Here is a 16691-nt window from a genome sequence, read left to right as displayed (position 1 = left end):
CGGTTTGAAATGTGAAAACAGCCTTTGACAAGGTGGGGCGCCATCGATAATATGCGCCCCGTTCACACGATTCCTCTGTAGTTCAGTCGGTAGAACGGCGGACTGTTAATCCGTATGTCACTGGTTCGAGTCCAGTCAGAGGAGCCAAATTTAAGAAGCCCGCTTAAGGAAACTTAAGCGGGCTTTTTGCTTTCTATTCCATAGACACGATGGCGGCAACGTCGGGGCACAGAAGAACATACCCTGCGTACCATCAGGTTTTTAAAACCAGGATACAATTAGGGAAATTAGCCCGATCGCGACTGTCCAGAAAAAAAACGTTGCTAATAAAATAAACAGGCGGATATTCCCTATGGTTAATTTCATAAAGCTGTCTTCCCTACTTTTACGAAAATAGTCCATTGCCGATCGCGATAGATAAGCATATCCATGGTTGCTTACCGTCGACATGCGCAATTTAACTCTGGTAATGTAGTAACAAGATATTTGTTGCAAATAACCTGTCGCTATTAAAGGATGATTCCAGGGGGAGAGTAACGCCCATAGGTAACTCTTTGATTATTTTGATCTCTCAATGGCGCTGTCTATCTTGTACCGCTTTTTGGTTGCTTGTGAATTTATGTAATTAATTTAATAGGTTACGAGACCCCATTCAAGTGTTAATCAAGCCACAGTGGGACGTTTTATGATCATGTGACAAATGTTGTTAATATGTTAATGGTGTGTTTTTTTAATCGATGCAGTTATTTTTTTAATCTCGGCAGTTTAGCAATAATATTTCTCGGATAGGCGGTATGGCCATTTTCGGAGGAATTTTTACCATTAAAGAAAATAAAAACTTTATTGTATTACGGCAGAAGAGTGGTTATTGGCTCTCTGGCCGAACGATTCTCCTTCGCTAACGCTTAGTCCGGAGGGCATAAATATTTCACGCCACCCGGACTGAGTTTATTCTGCGCGTATGATATCAGCGCTTAGCGGAACGGCGGTTCGTTGAAGGTTCTCAGCTTGCGCGAATGCATGTGGTCGCCTTCGGCGCGCAACAGGTCAATCGCCCGGATACCAATCTGCAAATGTTCGGAGATAGCCCCTTCATAGAAGCGGTTCGCCTGGCCCGGCAGCTTAATTTCGCCGTGCAGCGGTTTATCGGAGACGCACAGCAGGGTGCCGTAGGGGACGCGGAAGCGATAGCCCTGGGCGGCAATGGTCGCGCTTTCCATATCGATAGCCACCGCGCGGCTGAGGTTAAAACGCAGCGCCGAGGCCGAGTAGCGCAGCTCCCAGTTACGATCGTCGGTGGTGACCACCGTTCCGGTACGCAGCCGCTGTTTCACTTCTTCACCGGGCATGCCGCTGACCTGCTTCGTGGCGTCGTAGAGCGCGCGCTGAACTTCGGCAATGCTCGGAATCGGGATATCCGGCGGCAGCACCGCATCCAGCACATGGTCGTCGCGCAGATAGGCGTGGGCCAGCACGTAGTCGCCGATATTCTGGCTTTCACGCAGGCCGCCGCAGTGGCCAATCATCAGCCAGACGTCCGGACGCAGCACCGCCAGATGGTCGCAGATATTTTTGGCATTCGCCGGACCGACGCCAATATTAATCAGCGTGATCCCCTGGCCGTCTTTGGTGATCAGGTGCCAGGCGGGCATCTGGTGCTTTTTCCACGCCAGATCGGAAATCGCCTCTTCCGGCGCCTCCGTGTCCGCCGTTATCCAGATTCCGCCCGCGCAGGAGAGGGCTATATAGGGACTCTCGGGATCGAGAATTTGGCTACAGCCCCAGCGCACGAACTCATCGACGTAGCGGGTGTAGTTGGTAAACAGCATATACGGCTGGAAATGATCAACCGGCGTGCCGGTATAGTGACGCAGGCGCGCCAGCGAGAAATCGACGCGGCGGGCGTCGAAGTGCGAAAGCGGATAGTATTCCGTCGAATGAAACAGGCCATCGGCGGTTTCATCGCCAATTTGCGACAGCTCGGTGGTGGGGAAAAAACGCGTCAGGCCGGCGCTCATTGAACGATCGAGCGTAAGCTCTGAGCCATCAATGACGTACGGATAGGGGATCTCATGCTGCGATAGCCCGACGGTAATCGCGGCATCGTAATCCTGATACAGCATGGTGAGCTGTTCCAGCAGATAGGCGCGAAACAGTTTAGGGTTAGTAATAGTGGTGGTATAGCAACCGCTATGGGTAAAACGACCCCAGGCCCGGGTTTTTAACGCTTTATGTTCCGCTCCGTCCCACGATACCGACAGCTGCGGGTAAACGAACAGCCCTTCCGCACGGGCGCTATTCTCGGGGAGGATATTATGGTGAATATAGTCGCCGATGGCTTTACGCAGCGCATTGACCGATTTTTCATAGAGCGCTTCGAGTTGCGTAAGCGCCTGTTCTGGGGTCAGCCTGGCGGCTTTCTGGTTCATGACTTACTCCTTGTTTCTGCTCTGCTGACGTTTTGCTTAGTATGTCACAGGCTGAACCAGGCGTAGGACAATTTCACCCGCTGAGTTGAGAAAGTACTGAGATTAGAACCGGTTGATGCCAAGGTACGTCGCTTAATGCGCGGTGATATTCACGATGGCGCCCCAGCGTTCAGCGCTAAAATGCGTAGCGTTGAGCACTTTAATCGTGATCGACTTATCGCCGTTGATGCAGTACAACGCGTTAGCCAACGGCGTGAGCTTATCGCCTTCCTGTAAACGTCGGCCGCAGGGCGTGAGTTCGGCAATGATCGTTAACTGGCCGCTTTGCAGAACCGCGTGGGTAGGTGTAGACGTCGAGTTCTCGTGTAGTTTATTAATCCACCATTCCATTTGTTTATTCCTGACCTGTTACACTCCGGCGATAATTCATGTTTGCTTCTCATCTGACAATAAGAACAGGCGGTTGGTTTAGTCTATGTTTAATAAGTGAATCGCAGGATCGGATCCGCTTTGAGTATTACCCACGCCCTCGCAGCTAAAGAGATAATTCGGACAGAAATATGGCAATGATGCGTTTTACCCGCCTGCTGAATAAGTCGGGCTTAAGAATGGTCTCGGTGGTGAAAAAAGCCATTATTGGGCTGCTGGTGGTCGTGATCGTCTTTTTTATTGGCCGTATTTACGAGTCGCAGCGCGGCCCGGCGCTGCACCGCTGGCATACCTGGACGGCGAATGAAATGACCGCCAGCGAGATTGACCACGCCACTTTTGCTGAATACCAGACGCGGGAAGCGGCGATCTTTCGCGATATGAAAAGCAAAATTACCGACACGCTGAGCGACGATGAAAAAACAGCCATTAACCGCTTTTACGCGCAAAGCCTGGTCTATCCGGATAAGTTTCATCCCGACTGGAACCGCTCCTTTATTCTGCTGCCGCAGGGCAAACCGCGCGGCGCGGCGGTGCTGCTCCACGGCCTGACGGATTCGCCCTACAGCGTGCATTATCTGGCGCAGCGCTATCAGCAGCAGGGATTTGTCGCCGTCGCGCCGCGGCTGCCCGGACATGGGACCGCCCCCGGCGCGCTCACCGGGGTGGATCGCGAAGAGTGGATAGCGACAACCCGGCTTGCGGTGCGCGAAGCGACGCGGCTGGCGGGGGATGACGCGCCGCTGCACGTGGTTGGTTACTCCAACGGCGGGGCGCTGGCGCTGAAGTACGCCCTCGATAGCCTTGAGGATAAATCGCTGCGCCGGCCGCAGCAGGTCATCCTGCTGTCGCCGATGATTGGCGTGACCGCATTTGCCCGTTTCGCCGGGCTGGCCGGTTTACCCTCTGTGTTTCCGGCCTTCGCCCGCGCGGCGTGGCTGAACATCGTGCCGGAATTTAACCCCTATAAATACAATTCGTTCCCGGTGAAGGCGGCAAGGCAGTCGTGGCTATTGTCGCAGGCGCTGCAGCAGCAAATCGTGCAGGAAGCACAGAGTAAGCGGCTTTCTGAACTGGCGCCGGTGTTAACTTTCCAGTCGGTGATGGATTCCACGGTCAGCACCCGGGCGGTGGTGGATTCGCTCTATCGCTATCTGCCGGATAACGGTAGCGAACTGGTGATTTTCGATATTAACCAGGCGGCGAATTTGCGCGCGCTATTCCGCCCGTCGCTCTATTCGGCGGTCAATACGTTATTGCCGCCGGCGCCGCGGCCCTACGGCACCACGGTGATTACCAACGCCGCGCCCGACACCTATGAGACGGTAGCCCGCACCACGCTTGCTGGAACGCGAAGCGAAACCGTGACGCCGCTGCATATCGCCTGGCCGCAGGATATGTACTCCCTGTCGCACGTGGCGGTGCCGTTCCCGCTGAGCGATTCGCTCTATGGCCGGGAACCGGCGGAGAAAAATCGCTACGGGATCAGCATCGGGACGATCTCGTTGCGCGGAGAAACCGCTACGCTGAGCGTCGGGCTGGATACGCTGATGCGCGTCACGTCCAACCCGTTTTTCCCGTGGATGATGGTGAGAATTAACCATCATATCGCCTGTAGCGATCGGGCTGATATCGCTGCCTGTCTCCGTCCTGAGTCGGCGGCGTCAGAATAGCGTAAGGTGCATCACGGTACGGATGGCGATCCCGGCGATTGCGCCGGTCGCGGCGAAGCGGAACAGGCGTACGAAGCGCGAGCTGACGCCCAGAAAGATGCCGATGCCGGGGAGGTCGAAGGTCTGCACCAACAGGCCTGCCGAGGCGTTGATCTGGCTTACGGTTACTTTACCCTGCTGAACGAGCTCGGAGACCACGCCGAAGTAGGCCGTACCGCCGGCCACGCATTTGACCAGCGCCGGCAGCACGAAGTTAACCGGGATATTCAGCCACAGCAGCAGCGGCATCAGCAGGCGCTGGAGCATCTCAATCAGGCCCGCCGCCTGCATAAAACCGACGATAGCCAGCGACAGGATCAGCATGGGCACCGCGCCGAGGGCCAGGCGAATGGCGTCGGCGCCGGCGCTGTTGATAACGGCGATTATGCCCTGGCTATTTTGTTCGGCCTCAGGCAGCGCTTCGGCCCGCGCGTTTTCAACCATTGACAGCCTGCGGCCGGTGATATGCCAGGTGACCGCGGCGGCGCACAGTCCGCCGACAATCGAGATAACGATAGAGGCCAGCCAGTGCAGGCCGAAGGGCGTTAACGGATAAAACACGTTGCCTTGACCCATGGCGAAAAGCATCGCCAGCGTGGCGGCCATCTGCCGGTCCGAAGCGCCGCGTTTATCCATAATCGCGAGGGTCGCCAGCGGGGCGGCGAAGCTGACAAAATTCATCTGAATCAGGGCAAACGCGCTCATCCCGGTTAAGCCGAACGGCTTAAGCAGCGGGGCGAGCCAGCGAACGATAACGTCCAGTACCCCGCGTACCTCGAGATATTTCATCACGATGAGCATGACGACCATGATTGGCAACAGCGTATAAAGCGCCACATCGACGGACGTTTTCCCCGCCGACATAATAATGCTGATGAAGTCCATCTATTTCTCAATCACTACGGACAGAAAGGATAATTAGCGCCATCATAATCCCAGCGGCAAGGAATTGAAATCGCCGTGGCGGTTCTCACTGTCCTGAAATGGGCGCTTAACTGGACTTGCAATTAGCCCCTGGCCGGTGCAGAAAATTTGTCTGTCGATATTTGCAAAGCCTGTTTTTTGTTCCCAAACTGAATGAACACCGGGCGACTTTCTTTAAGGATAAAACTATGCAACGTTGTCTGCGGGTAGCGTGGGGAATTGTGTTTATTTTCACCTTTTCAGTACAGGCTGAAACTAAAATATACGGCGAGCAGCGCGTCAGCGGCTGGTGGAACTGGCTAAAAAACGATGTCTCGCAGACCTGGAATGAGCCGCAAAACTACGACCTTTATCTGCCGTTTCTCAGCTGGCACAACCGCTTTATGTACGATAAAGAAAAGACCGATAACTATAATGAAATGCCGTGGGGCGGAGGATTTGGCGTGTCCAGATATAACCAGGAGGGGAACTGGAGTTCGCTCTATGCCATGATGTTCAAGGATTCGCACAACGAGTGGCAGCCGATTATCGGCTACGGCTGGGAGAAGGGCTGGTATCTTGATAGCCGCCGCGATTTTCGCCTTGGCCTTGGCGTCACCGCCGGCATCACCGCCCGCGATGACTTCGCCAACTACGTGCCGCTGCCGATTATTTTGCCGCTTTTCTCCGCCAGCTATCGTCGTCTGAGCGTGCAGTTCACCTATATTCCCGGCACCTATAACAACGGTAACGTGCTGTTCGCGTGGCTACGCTACGGTTTTTAGCCATGCGCGGGCGGCGGCTGGCGCCTTACCCGACCGACAAAATGAGCCCCAACCAGAACCTGAATCCTTTCCCAGGGCCCGGTAAGGCGGCGTCCACGCGGCCAGGAATCACAGATCGTCAAATCGTAATCACTTTTTTGATTAGCGAATTGGACAGCGCCAGCATCGAAATCAGCACCGAAGTAATAAACGTGAGGACAATCAGCATTAACTTTGTCCCCAGCGAGTTAATCGGGATAAATGCGGTGAGCAGGTGAAAAACGGAGTAGTGGAGAATATAAACGCCGGTCATCGTTTTGCTAATGGTGGCGAGAAGGGTCTCTTTAAACTCGCTGTTTTTACGAAAACGCACGCCGTTGGCCGCAATAACCAGCGCAACAACCAGAATATAAATTTGTGAACCGGTCAGAATGAACGCATTTCTGTCGGCCTTAAACAGGGCGAAAAAGAAATGCCGCTCGTAAAACCAGGTGAAAAGATAAATAAACGGAATGGCGATCATCGCGCCTTTGACCACTTTTTCACGCCTGAGCCAGTCGGCGACCAGCGGGTCGCTGAACAGCTGACCGGTCAGATAAAATAGCAGCCAGGTCCACAGGCGGTACTGCGGCGCCAGGCTTAGCGCATGAATATCAGGATACAGCGCTGAGAGAAGATCGTAACCATACGAGAGCAGCAGCAGGGAGAACACCGTGGCAAAGAACGCTGTGCGCCTTTGGCTGAGCCACTCGATAACCGGGTGAAAGGTGTAAATGACGATAAACGCAAACACAAACCATGGCTGGATAAGATAGCCGCGCTGGTAGGGTTCCCAGAGGTAGTACACCGTCATCCAGAACAGAAAGACGATCACCACGCTCTTGATTTTGCCCAACTGCCATTGTGAATCGTGGCGAGACTGCGAATCCAGATAGCCCGCCACCACAAAAAACAGCGGCGTGGCGATAGTCGAAATAAACGTCAAAAACCCGAGGATCCAGTGATAGTCATAATCATAGCTATCCCAGGTGTTATAAATGGTGAAGAAAGTCACCGCCGTCATGCATCCCAGCGTTTTAATAATATTTAACCCGGTACTATTCATGGTTGTCGCTTCATGTCCTTATTGTGGAAACAGGCGTAGATTACCGGCAGAACCAGCAGCGTCAGAATAGTAGCAAAACCCAGACCAAACATGATAACAACCGCCATGCTCTGGAAGAAAACGTCCAGTAATAGCGGCGCCAGGCCGAGCACGGTGGTAAACGCCGTCAGCAGGATCGGGCGCAGACGCGACGTGGCGGCATAGATAATGGCCTCCTGTTGTCCTTTCTCCTGCTTCTGCTGTTCAATCTCTTCTACCAGCACGATGCCGTTACGGATCAGCATGCCGCTCAGGCTCAGCAAGCCGATTAACGCCATAAAGCCAAAGGGGATGCCGGTAAGCAAGAAGCCTGGCGTTACGCCAATCAGCGCCAGCGGTACGGTCAGCCAGATAGCCACCGCGTTTTTTAGCGAACTGAACATCAGCACGGTAATCACAAACATCACCAGGTAGCCCAGCGGCAGGGTAGTGAACAGACCCTGCTGCGCCTCGCTGGAGTTCTCCGCATCGCCGCCCCACTCGATACTGTAGCCGTGCGGCAACGCGATAGCATCAATCTGCGGCTTCACGCGGGACAGGATATCCCCCGACGTCTGGTTACTCAGCGGATCGGGATCGGTCTGCACCGTCAGCACGCGGCTGCGGTCGCGGCGCAGGATTAGCGGATCTTCCCATTCGAGGTGAAAGCCGCTGACCACGTTACTGAGCGGAATATACTGCTGGCGGCTCTGGCTCCAGACCAGCACGTTATTCAGGTGATTCGCGTCCTGGCGCTCAGCGGCCGGGGGGCGGACGACCACCGGCAGCAGGTCGGCTCCCTCGCGGTACAAGCCCGCGCGGCTGCCGGAGAAGTTCATTTCCAGCGCGTTATCAATGTCCTGTTTATCTACCCCCAGCTCGCGGCCAAGCGCGGTGGAGTACTGCGGGCGGATAACTTTGCTGCGGTTTTGCCAGTCGTTCCGCACGCCATCGGTAGCCGGATCTGCGGAGAGAATATCGCCAACCTGGCTGGCGAGCAGGCGCAGGCGGTCTGGGTCCGGACCTTTAATCCGCACCTCAATGGCGCTGTCGCCGGAAGGGCCGAACATCACGCGTTTCGTGCTGGCGTTGACCTGCGGGTAGTTGCGCGCAATATAGCGATCAACATGCTGCGTCAGCGCGTTAATATTGCGCTGGTCGTCCATACGCACCATGATCTGCGCATAGTTGCTGTACTGCCGCTGACCGCTGTAGGTGAGGATAAACCGCATGCTGCCCTGACCGACGGTGGCCACGGTGGTGACCACCCCGGGCTGGCCGTTAATGGTGGTCTCAATATCGCTGGTCATCTTTTCGGTGGTCGCGATATCGGTACCGTACGGGAGCCAGAGATCGACAAAGAAAATCGGCGTATTTGACGAGGGGAAAAAGTTTTGCCGCACCGATCCGAACCCCCAGATAGCGGCGGCCAATAGCGCCGCCATGATGGTCAGGGTGAGGGTTTTGCGCAGCAGAAGGGCTTGCAGAGCCTGCTGATACAGGCGGTAAAAGCGCCCGCCGTACGGGTTGGCGTTGGCCTGCGCTACCGGCTGCGATTGATTTTTAAATAGCCACCATTTAATCAGCACCGGGGTAATGGTCAGCGCCGAGAACCAGCTCAGCATGAGCGAAATCAGCAGCACCTGGAACAGCGATTTACAGTATTCTCCGGTCGAGTCCTGCGACAGGCCAATCGGCGCAAAGGCGAGAATGGCAATTACCGTGGCCCCCAGCAGCGGCAGCGCCGAACGGCGGATCACATAATTTATCGCCGTAAGCAGCGTAGACCCCTGCTGGCGGGCGATCAGCACCCCTTCGACGATGACGATGGCGTTATCGACCAGCATACTGAGGGCGATAATCAGCGCCCCCAGCGAAATGCGCTGCAGCTCGATGCCCCACAAATACATGATCAGCAGCGTGCCGAGCACGTTGAGCGCCAGCGACAGGGCGATAATAATGCCGCTGCGCACGCCCATAAAGATCAGCAGGACCCCAACGACAATCGCCAGCGCCATCAGGAAGTTAGTGATAAAACCGTTGACCGAGTGAGCGACTTCCGCCGCCTGATCGTAGAACAGGTCAATGCTGATCCCGGCCGGTTTTTCCGCCGACATCTGCTCCAGCTTGCTCTCCAGCGCGCGGCCAACATCAATCACGTTAACCCCGGGAATAAACGATACCCCCATGGTGACTGCCTGGCGGCCGTTGGCATGGTAGATGCTGGCGGGCGTTTCGCTCAGCCCGCGCGATAGCGTGGCGATATCGCGCAGCCGCGTCGCCGTTCCCGAACCGTGCGGGCTGATTAACAGGTCGCCGAGCTCATCGAGGTTGGCAAATTCCCCCGTCGGGTGCAGGCGGATCGACTCGCTGCCGGATTTAATCTCGCCGGCGTTAGATACCACATTCAACCGGCTGAGGATAGCCGCCAGCTGGTTGAGCGTGATGCCGCGGGCGGCCATTTTCGCCAGCGAGATATCGATGTTGATTTGCTGAGGGATCGCCCCGCCAATGGCGACTTTGCCGACGCCGGGAACCAGCACCAGTTCGCGGCGCAGCTGTTCGGCGTAGCGAACCAGTTCAGGATTGGTAAAGCTATCGCCGGAGATAGCAAAGAAGAAGCCAAAGACATCGCCAAAATCATCATTTACAAACGGGGAGGCGACGCCGGGAGGAAATTGACGGGCGGCGTCGCCCACCCGGCGGCGCAGTTCATCCCAGATTTGCGGCAGCTCGCTGGAGTGGTAGTGCGAGGCGATATTGACGGTGATTTGCGACAGGCCGTTGGAGGAGATCGAACTGACGTTGTCGAGATACGGCAGCTGCTGCAGCGCGTTTTCGAGCGGCAGGGTGACTTCTTCTTCAACCTGCTGTGCCGACGCGCCGGGATAATGGGTGATCACCACGGCGGTTTTGATGGTAAACGCCGGGTCTTCCAGACGGCCAATATTCAGCAGGGCGAAGATCCCCCCGATGCCCAGCAGCAAAATAGTCAGCCAGACGCGGATCGGGTTGTTAATAAACTGGCGGGAGATATCCATTACAAACCTCGTTCACGCGTCCAGATACGAACCGGCTGTTGCGCATGCAATTCGCTGACGCCTGCCGCCACTACACGCTCGCCGACGCTGAGCCCTTCGGTGATCACCACGCCCTGAGAGGTGACCTGACCAACGCCGACTTGTCTCTCTTCCAGCTTAAGCTGGTCGCCGCTGCCCTGAACGACCCAGACGTGGGGATCATTGCGCGGGCGATTATCCGGGTTAAACACCGCTTCGACCGGCACCACCACCGCATTTTTACCGGCGCTGGCGGGCAGGTTCGCCAGGTTGATTGTCACCGTTCCGCTCACGCCTCCCACCGCTGGAAAGTCGGCCGGTCGCGGCATGGTCAGGATGATTTGCCAGGTGAGCGTGCTGCTGTCGCTGCTGCCGGTGTGCTCTTTATATTCGGCGGTAAACTGGCGGTCCGGCATGGCGTTAATTTTGACGACCGGACGATACTGCGCGTTGCGAATATCGAGCGCGGTAAAGAGATTTTCCGGAACGCTAAACACCACGTCGAGCAGATCGGTTCGCGTCAGGGTCACAATCGGCTGCCCGGCGGCAACCACCTGATGGTTACGTACCGGGACGTAAGCGGCAACGCCGCTGAACGGGGCGGTCAACGTCATTTGCGACAGCTCTTCGCGGGCGATTTTCAGCGCGGCGTTGGCCGCGTCGCGGTTGGCCCGCTGGATATCCATTTCCGCCTTTGAAATCGCCTGGCGACCGGCCAGCGTCTGGAAACGATCGAACTGCCGCTGGGCGAGGGTGGCGGCAGTCTGCCGTTCATTCACGCGCTGCTGCGCTTCCCGTGCGCTGAGGCGGGCAAGGGGCTGCCCCTGAGTAATAGCGGCCCCCTGACGTACATCAAGCGATTCAATCTGCCCGCCGCGTTTAAAAGATAAATCGGTGGAATCCCCGGACTCAATGCGGGCGGGGAATACGCGCTGCTGTGAATCACCGATGGCAACCACCTCGGCGACTTTGACCATCCGCGGCAGCGGGGTAATTTGAGGTGCTTTCCGATCGCAAGCCGTTGTTATTAAAATAACAAGCGGAATGAGAGAAAAATAACGATTCACTGTATTCCCCTCGGAGTTAAAGGCTATGTTTTACATATTGTTCACAATCGCTGATTTTATTCAGCGAGTGCCGAGACAACGAAATAGGTAATTAACCCGGTAGCCGTACAGGCGATTATTGCCAGGGCAATAAACAGGCTCAGGCGAAACAGACTGTAACCGAACATCGTTCCTCCTTTAGCTTAAATAGCTGGCTAAGTAAATTCTTATCTTAATAATTGTTGTGGGGCGCCAGAAAGCGAGCAAGCCACTGATAATGAGGATAGTCGTAGTAAAACGGAAATGTTAAAAAGAGCAAAAATTATGGCGATGTCGACGATTTTACCGGGTTTGTAGTCGAATTGTCTGGCTGTGCCTGGCTCTGTGATATTTTTCAATATATTAATTGGCTGCTTAATAATGTTAACCGTGGTGTGCTACGTTTAATTATAGCCACGCGTCTAACAGATTTTGTTCTTGAGATTGCCTCCTCAGCACCATTGCCTGGGCTGTTTTCACCACCTTTTTTTATAGGTAATAAAAGGATTGTCTCTATGTATAAAAATATCCTCGTGCCGGTTGATGTGTTTGAAATCGGTCTTGCCGACAAGGCCTTATCCCATGCCCGATTCCTTGCGCAAAGCTCTGCCGGAAAGATTCATCTCCTGCACGTCATTCCCGCTTTTTCCCCGGTGCTGACGCGCGGTTTTATTTCCGATGCACGGAAAATGGAAGACTATCTGGTTAATACATCTAAAGAAAAGCTGGACGAGCTCAGTAAAAAACTCTCGCTGGCGGAAAACGAAATCCAGATTCACATACGCAGCGGCAACATTCGCGATGAAGTGACCAAACTGGCCGATGAGCTGAAGGCGGATGTGGTGATCGTCGGTTCGCGCAATCCCAATATTCAGACCCATCTGCTGGGGTCGGAGGCGGCAGGTATTGTTCGTTATGCCCATGTTCCGGTTTTTGTGGTGCGTTGAGGACGGCCTGAGGCTGTCCTGATTTCCGTTACAGGAGTGAGGAGATAACTATGAGTACAGAAAAACCGGGCGGCCCGTTTTATCAGCTCTCCGTAGAAGAAACGCTGACCAGCACCAACAGCACCCCGGAAGGCATCAGCGGCGCCGAGGCATCGGCGCGCTTGCAGCAATATGGTGAAAATGCGCTGCCACAAAAAGCCGGAAAGCCGGCGTGGCTGCGCTTTCTGGCGCATTTTAATGATGTGTTGATTTACGTCCTGCTGGCGGCGGCGCTGCTGACGGCGGTCATGGGCCACTGGGTAGATACCCTGGTAATTCTGGGCGTGGCGGTGATTAACGCGCTGATCGGCCATATCCAGGAGAGCAACGCGGAAAAATCGCTCCAGAGCATTCGCAATATGCTCTCCAGCGAGGCAGTGGTGATTCGTCAGGGTAATCATGAAACGATTCCGACCACCGCTCTGGTTCCCGGCGATATCGTGGTGATCCGCGCAGGCGATCGTATTCCCGCCGACCTGCGGGTGATCGAAGCGCATAATCTGCGGGTGGAAGAGGCGATTCTGACCGGTGAATCGACGGTGGTGGAGAAAAGCACCGAGGCGCTCAGCGGTGAACTGCCGCTTGGCGATCGGACGAACCTGCTGTTTTCCGGCACTACGGTGAGTTCGGGCGGCGGAAAAGGCCTGGTGGTGGCGACCGGCGGCGATACCGAGCTGGGCCACATTAACCAGATGATGTCGGATATCGAAAAGCACCGTACGCCGCTGCTGGTGCAGATGGATAAGCTCGGCAAAGCCATCTTTATCATCATTCTGGTGATGATGGCCGCGTTATTTGTCTTCAGCCTGCTGTTCCGCGATATGCCGGTTTCTGAACTGATGCTGTCGTTGATTAGCCTCGCGGTGGCGTCGGTGCCGGAAGGGCTACCGGCGATTATCTCGATTATCCTCTCGCTCGGCGTACAAACCATGGCCCGGCAGAAGGCGATTATCCGCAAGCTGCCGACCGTGGAAACCCTCGGCGCGATGACGGTGATCTGCTCGGATAAAACCGGGACGCTGACCATGAACGAGATGACGGTCAAGGCCGTTATCACCGCCGATAAGGTTTATCGGGTAGAAGGCGACAGCTACGAGCCGGTAGGGAATATTCATCCGATCGATGAACCCGCCCCGATAACCGTTGCGCCGGGCACGCTGCTGGAACGCTATCTGCGCACCATCGACCTGTGTAATGACAGCCAGCTTATCAAAGATGAAAGCGGGCTGTGGAAAATTACCGGCGGCCCGACCGAAGGGGCGCTGAAGGTGCTGGCGGCGAAAGTCCCGCTCCCGGCGGTCAACACCGAGCTGCGCAGTAAAATACCTTTCGATTCACAGTACAAATATATGTCGACGCTGTACCGCATCGGCGATGAAGAGATGATTTTGATTACCGGCGCGCCCGATGTCCTGTTTCGCCTGTGCCAGCATCAGCAAACCGATCATGGCCTGGAGCCGCTCGACCAGCCTTACTGGGAAGCGAAAATCGAAGAGTACGCGCGGGAAGGGCTGCGGATGGTGGCGGCGGCGTGGAAACCGGCAGCCGACGGGCAAACGGAGCTTGGCCATCAGGATTTGCAGCAGGGTGTCATTCTGCTGGGGATCGCCGGGATGATGGATCCGCCGCGACCGGAGGCGACTACGGCGATCGGCGACTGCCTGCAGGCCGGGATCCGCGTGAAGATGATCACCGGCGACCACCCGCAAACCGCCATGAGTATCGGCAAGATGCTGGGGATCGGCAATGCGGAAAACGCCATTACCGGGCGCGAGCTGGAGGTGATGGACGATATTCAGCTTAGCGAAGCGGCGCAGAAATTTGATATTTTCGCGCGTACCAGCCCGGAAGATAAATTCCGCCTGGTCCAGGCGCTGCAAAGCAGGAAAGAGGTGGTCGGGATGACCGGCGATGGCGTGAACGACGCCCCGGCGCTGAAGCAGGCCGATGTCGGGATCGCCATGGGGATTAAGGGTACCGAAGTGACCAAGGAGGCCGCTGATATGGTGCTCACCGATGATAACTTCGCCACCATTGCCAGCGCCGTCAGAGAAGGGCGCCGGGTCTACGATAACCTGAAGAAAACCATCCTGTTTATCATGCCGACTAACCTGGCGCAGGGGCTGTTAATTATTATCGCGCTGCTGGCGGGGAATTTAATACCGCTGACGCCGGTGCTGATCCTGTGGATGAACATGGCGACCTCCGCCACGCTGTCGTTTGGCCTGGCGTTTGAAGCCGGTGAGAAGAACATCATGCGCCGTCCGCCGCGCGATCCTAAGCTGCACGTAATGGACGGCTTTGCTATCTGGCGGGTGATTTTTGTCGGTTCGATGATTGCCGTTAGCGCCTTTGTGCTTGAGGCCTGGCTGCAGCCGCGCGGCTATTCGCCTGAGTTTATTCGCACGGTGCTGTTGCAGACGCTGGTCACCGCCCAGTGGTTCTATATGCTTAACTGCCGGGTTGCGGATGGCTTCTCATTGAGTAAAGGGCTGCTGGCGAACCGCGGGATCTGGATTGTCAGCGGGGTGCTGCTGGTGCTGCAGCTGCTGATTATCTACGCGCCGTTTATGCAGATGCTGTTTGGTACCGAAGCGCTGCCGTTCCGCTACTGGGTGATCACCTTTATTATCGGTTTTGTCATGTTCCTTATTGTAGAGGTTGAGAAACCGCTGACCCGGAGATGGCGCACGGCCTGAACCTCACCCGGAGGCGCTGCTGCGCACCTGTCCTGGCTACCCGTACGATGATGATTGGATAGCCGGACAGGTGCAACGCGCCGCCCAGGGAATCCCCTCTTCGCTTGCAATTGAGATTGATATTGGCAATCATTATCATTAATGATGGCGTGCTGGAAAAATCAACCGATGTTAATCCGTAAGTTTTATTCTGCTTATCCGCCTAAAGGGCGGATTTGTATCGCCGCGCTGGTCTGCGCGTTCTACGGCATTAACGCTGACGCCAAACCGGATATGAGACCGTTAGGGCCGAATATCGCCGACCGCGGCTCAGCGTATTATCACTTCAACGTTGCTTATTTCGATTCGCTTGACGGCGAACGGCATTATAAGGTCTGGACCGCGATACCGAACGCGGCGCCGCCAGCAGAAGGGTATCCCATTCTCTACGCTCTGGATGGCAACGCGGTGATGGACCGGGTGTCCGACTCGCTGCTTGCGCAGCTTACGCAAAAAACGCCGCCCGTTATTGTGGCCGTGGGCTATCAAACGACATTGCCCTTTGATCAGAACGCCAGAGCCTATGACTACCGGCCGACCGTCAAGGAGAATTCTGCCGATAGCGGGCGGGACTCGCGCAAAAGCGGCGGTAGCGAGGCATTTCGCCAGCTATTACAGAATACTATCGTGGAAAACGTTGAGCGCGGGATGAAGATTGACCCGCGGCGACGGGCGATCTGGGGGCACTCCTACGGCGGATTATTTATTATTGATTCCTGGCTGGCGTCATCCCGCTTCCGGATCTATTTTTCTGCCAGTCCTTCCCTGGGACGAGGCAATGCCTCGTTGTTAGATAAGATGGCCGAGGCAAAAGCCGATGCGTTTAGCCAGAAGTCCCTGTACCTGATGGAAGGGGCGGTTGCGACGCAGCGGGTCTCTTCCGCAGGGGCAGAAGAGACCCGGGGCAACGTCCTGCAGACGGTTTCTCTGCTCAAGAAAAAGGGCGTGGCGGTCAACTGGTGGCCTTATCCCGGGCTGTCTCACGGGGAGATGTTTAACGCCTCGTTGCAAAGCGCGCTGCTTGAGGTAGCAGACGGTACGCTTCGTCGGCGACCGGCTCCAGCCATTCGTTAGACGCCCCTTCGGCAGGGACGGCAACGGCAAGATGCGCAAACCAGCTATCGGCGGCCGCACCGTGCCAGTGTTTGACCCCCGCAGGAATATTCACCACATCCCCGGCGGTAAGCTCACGCGCCGGTTGATTCCACTCCTGATACCAGCCGCGTCCGCCGGTTACCAGCAGGATTTGTCCGCCTTTATGGTGGATATGCCAGTGGTTTCGACAGCCGGGCTCAAACACCACATTGCCGATATTGACGCCTTCCGTGGAGAGCATATTCAGGTAGCTGGTGCCCTGAAAATACTGCGCATAAGCCTCGTTTTTCTTCCCCTTGGGGAAGATACCGTTACCGTCAAATTGTTGGTTCATGGTGTCTCCACAGTTCAGTTTCGGGCTTCAAGCT

The 16691-nt window shown here is 55.7% G+C and carries 12 protein-coding genes and 1 tRNA gene; 6 read left to right on the top strand and 7 right to left on the bottom strand.

Annotated elements, in window-relative coordinates:
• Window positions 1-71: 71 nt before the first annotated feature.
• Window positions 72-147 (top strand) — tRNA-Asn (locus KOSB73_RS20015).
• An 827-nt stretch (window positions 148-974) separates the two neighbouring features.
• On the opposite strand, the gene KOSB73_RS20010 is transcribed toward KOSB73_RS20015, so the two are convergent.
• Both KOSB73_RS20010 and KOSB73_RS20005 read right to left on the bottom strand, forming a co-directional pair.
• On the bottom strand, window positions 975-2429 hold the full coding sequence (locus tag KOSB73_RS20010; protein WP_024359975.1) for an AMP nucleosidase: 1455 nt from the start codon (window positions 2427-2429) through the stop codon (window positions 975-977).
• Window positions 2430-2561: 132 nt separating this feature from the next.
• Window positions 2562-2819 (bottom strand): histidine kinase, encoded by a 258-nt coding sequence (locus tag KOSB73_RS20005; protein ID WP_098140871.1) that lies wholly within the window; start codon window positions 2817-2819, stop codon window positions 2562-2564.
• A 170-nt stretch (window positions 2820-2989) separates the two neighbouring features.
• On the opposite strand from KOSB73_RS20005, the gene KOSB73_RS20000 reads away from it, so the two are divergent.
• A complete protein-coding gene (locus KOSB73_RS20000; RefSeq protein WP_049089252.1) occupies window positions 2990-4531 on the top strand; it encodes an alpha/beta hydrolase in 1542 nt (513 codons plus the stop codon).
• Here KOSB73_RS20000 and KOSB73_RS19995 read toward each other — a convergent pair.
• On the bottom strand, window positions 4523-5455 hold the full coding sequence (locus KOSB73_RS19995; protein ID WP_004136550.1) for a nucleoside recognition domain-containing protein: 933 nt from the start codon (window positions 5453-5455) through the stop codon (window positions 4523-4525). The two genes, KOSB73_RS20000 and KOSB73_RS19995, sit on opposite strands and share 9 nt — an antisense overlap.
• 227 nt (window positions 5456-5682) lie before the next feature.
• Between KOSB73_RS19995 and pagP the strand changes: the two genes are divergently transcribed.
• A complete protein-coding gene (gene pagP, locus KOSB73_RS19990) occupies window positions 5683-6258 on the top strand; it encodes a lipid IV(A) palmitoyltransferase PagP (protein WP_049089254.1) in 576 nt (191 codons plus the stop codon).
• A 118-nt stretch (window positions 6259-6376) separates the two neighbouring features.
• Here pagP and KOSB73_RS19985 read toward each other — a convergent pair whose 3' ends face one another.
• The 3 genes from KOSB73_RS19985 to KOSB73_RS19975 are packed head-to-tail and all read right to left on the bottom strand — an operon-like array spanning window position 6377 to window position 11486.
• Complete coding sequence (locus KOSB73_RS19985) at window positions 6377-7300, bottom strand: acyltransferase (protein WP_162685378.1); 924 nt, start codon at window positions 7298-7300, stop codon at window positions 6377-6379.
• 38 nt (window positions 7301-7338) lie between these two features.
• Window positions 7339-10401 carry an efflux RND transporter permease subunit gene (locus tag KOSB73_RS19980; RefSeq protein ID WP_024359971.1) on the bottom strand — a complete coding sequence of 1021 codons (3063 nt, stop codon included), beginning with the start codon at window positions 10399-10401 and terminating at the stop codon, window positions 7339-7341.
• Window positions 10401-11486 (bottom strand): efflux RND transporter periplasmic adaptor subunit, encoded by a 1086-nt coding sequence (locus tag KOSB73_RS19975; protein ID WP_049089257.1) that lies wholly within the window; start codon window positions 11484-11486, stop codon window positions 10401-10403. The genes KOSB73_RS19980 and KOSB73_RS19975 overlap by 1 nt, the downstream gene beginning before the upstream one ends.
• A 533-nt stretch (window positions 11487-12019) precedes the next feature.
• On the opposite strand from KOSB73_RS19975, the gene KOSB73_RS19970 reads away from it, so the two are divergent.
• The 3 genes from KOSB73_RS19970 to KOSB73_RS19960 all read left to right on the top strand — a co-directional run bounded on the left by KOSB73_RS19970 (window position 12020) and on the right by KOSB73_RS19960 (window position 16302).
• Window positions 12020-12451: a universal stress protein gene (locus KOSB73_RS19970; RefSeq protein ID WP_004136558.1), complete on the top strand. Its 432-nt coding sequence runs from the start codon at window positions 12020-12022 to the stop codon at window positions 12449-12451.
• Window positions 12452-12501: 50 nt separating this feature from the next.
• Entirely contained in the window at window positions 12502-15189 is a 2688-nt protein-coding gene (locus tag KOSB73_RS19965) for a cation-transporting P-type ATPase (protein ID WP_098140869.1), read from the top strand.
• A 168-nt stretch (window positions 15190-15357) separates the two neighbouring features.
• Window positions 15358-16302 (top strand): alpha/beta hydrolase, encoded by a 945-nt coding sequence (locus KOSB73_RS19960; RefSeq protein ID WP_049131040.1) that lies wholly within the window; start codon window positions 15358-15360, stop codon window positions 16300-16302.
• Here the strand turns inward: KOSB73_RS19960 and KOSB73_RS19955 are convergent.
• The gene (locus KOSB73_RS19955; RefSeq protein WP_024359968.1) at window positions 16223-16657 is read right to left on the bottom strand and encodes a cupin domain-containing protein; all 435 of its coding nucleotides are present in this window, start codon (window positions 16655-16657) and stop codon (window positions 16223-16225) included. The genes KOSB73_RS19960 and KOSB73_RS19955 overlap by 80 nt on opposite strands.
• Window positions 16658-16691: the final 34 nt, after the last annotated feature.

Origin of the sequence: Klebsiella grimontii (genome assembly GCF_900200035.1) — a bacterium.
In the GTDB taxonomy this organism is placed as follows: domain Bacteria; phylum Pseudomonadota; class Gammaproteobacteria; order Enterobacterales; family Enterobacteriaceae; genus Klebsiella; species Klebsiella grimontii.
Note: the sequence above shows the minus strand (reverse complement) of the source record. Positions and strands in the feature narration are given on the sequence as shown.

Coding starts and splice junctions, on each gene's coding strand:
- KOSB73_RS19970 (WP_004136558.1), top strand. CDS start 12,020: ATGTATAAAAATATCCTCGTGCCGGTTGATGTGTTTGAAATCGGTCTT.
- KOSB73_RS19985 (WP_162685378.1), bottom strand. CDS start 7,300: ATGACGGCGGTGACTTTCTTCACCATTTATAACACCTGGGATAGCTAT.
- KOSB73_RS19995 (WP_004136550.1), bottom strand. CDS start 5,455: ATGGACTTCATCAGCATTATTATGTCGGCGGGGAAAACGTCCGTCGAT.
- KOSB73_RS19965 (WP_098140869.1), top strand. CDS start 12,502: ATGAGTACAGAAAAACCGGGCGGCCCGTTTTATCAGCTCTCCGTAGAA.
- KOSB73_RS19960 (WP_049131040.1), top strand. CDS start 15,358: ATGTTAATCCGTAAGTTTTATTCTGCTTATCCGCCTAAAGGGCGGATT.
- KOSB73_RS20010 (WP_024359975.1), bottom strand. CDS start 2,429: ATGAACCAGAAAGCCGCCAGGCTGACCCCAGAACAGGCGCTTACGCAA.
- pagP (WP_049089254.1), top strand. CDS start 5,683: ATGCAACGTTGTCTGCGGGTAGCGTGGGGAATTGTGTTTATTTTCACC.
- KOSB73_RS19955 (WP_024359968.1), bottom strand. CDS start 16,657: ATGAACCAACAATTTGACGGTAACGGTATCTTCCCCAAGGGGAAGAAA.
- KOSB73_RS20000 (WP_049089252.1), top strand. CDS start 2,990: ATGGCAATGATGCGTTTTACCCGCCTGCTGAATAAGTCGGGCTTAAGA.
- KOSB73_RS20005 (WP_098140871.1), bottom strand. CDS start 2,819: ATGGAATGGTGGATTAATAAACTACACGAGAACTCGACGTCTACACCT.
- KOSB73_RS19980 (WP_024359971.1), bottom strand. CDS start 10,401: ATGGATATCTCCCGCCAGTTTATTAACAACCCGATCCGCGTCTGGCTG.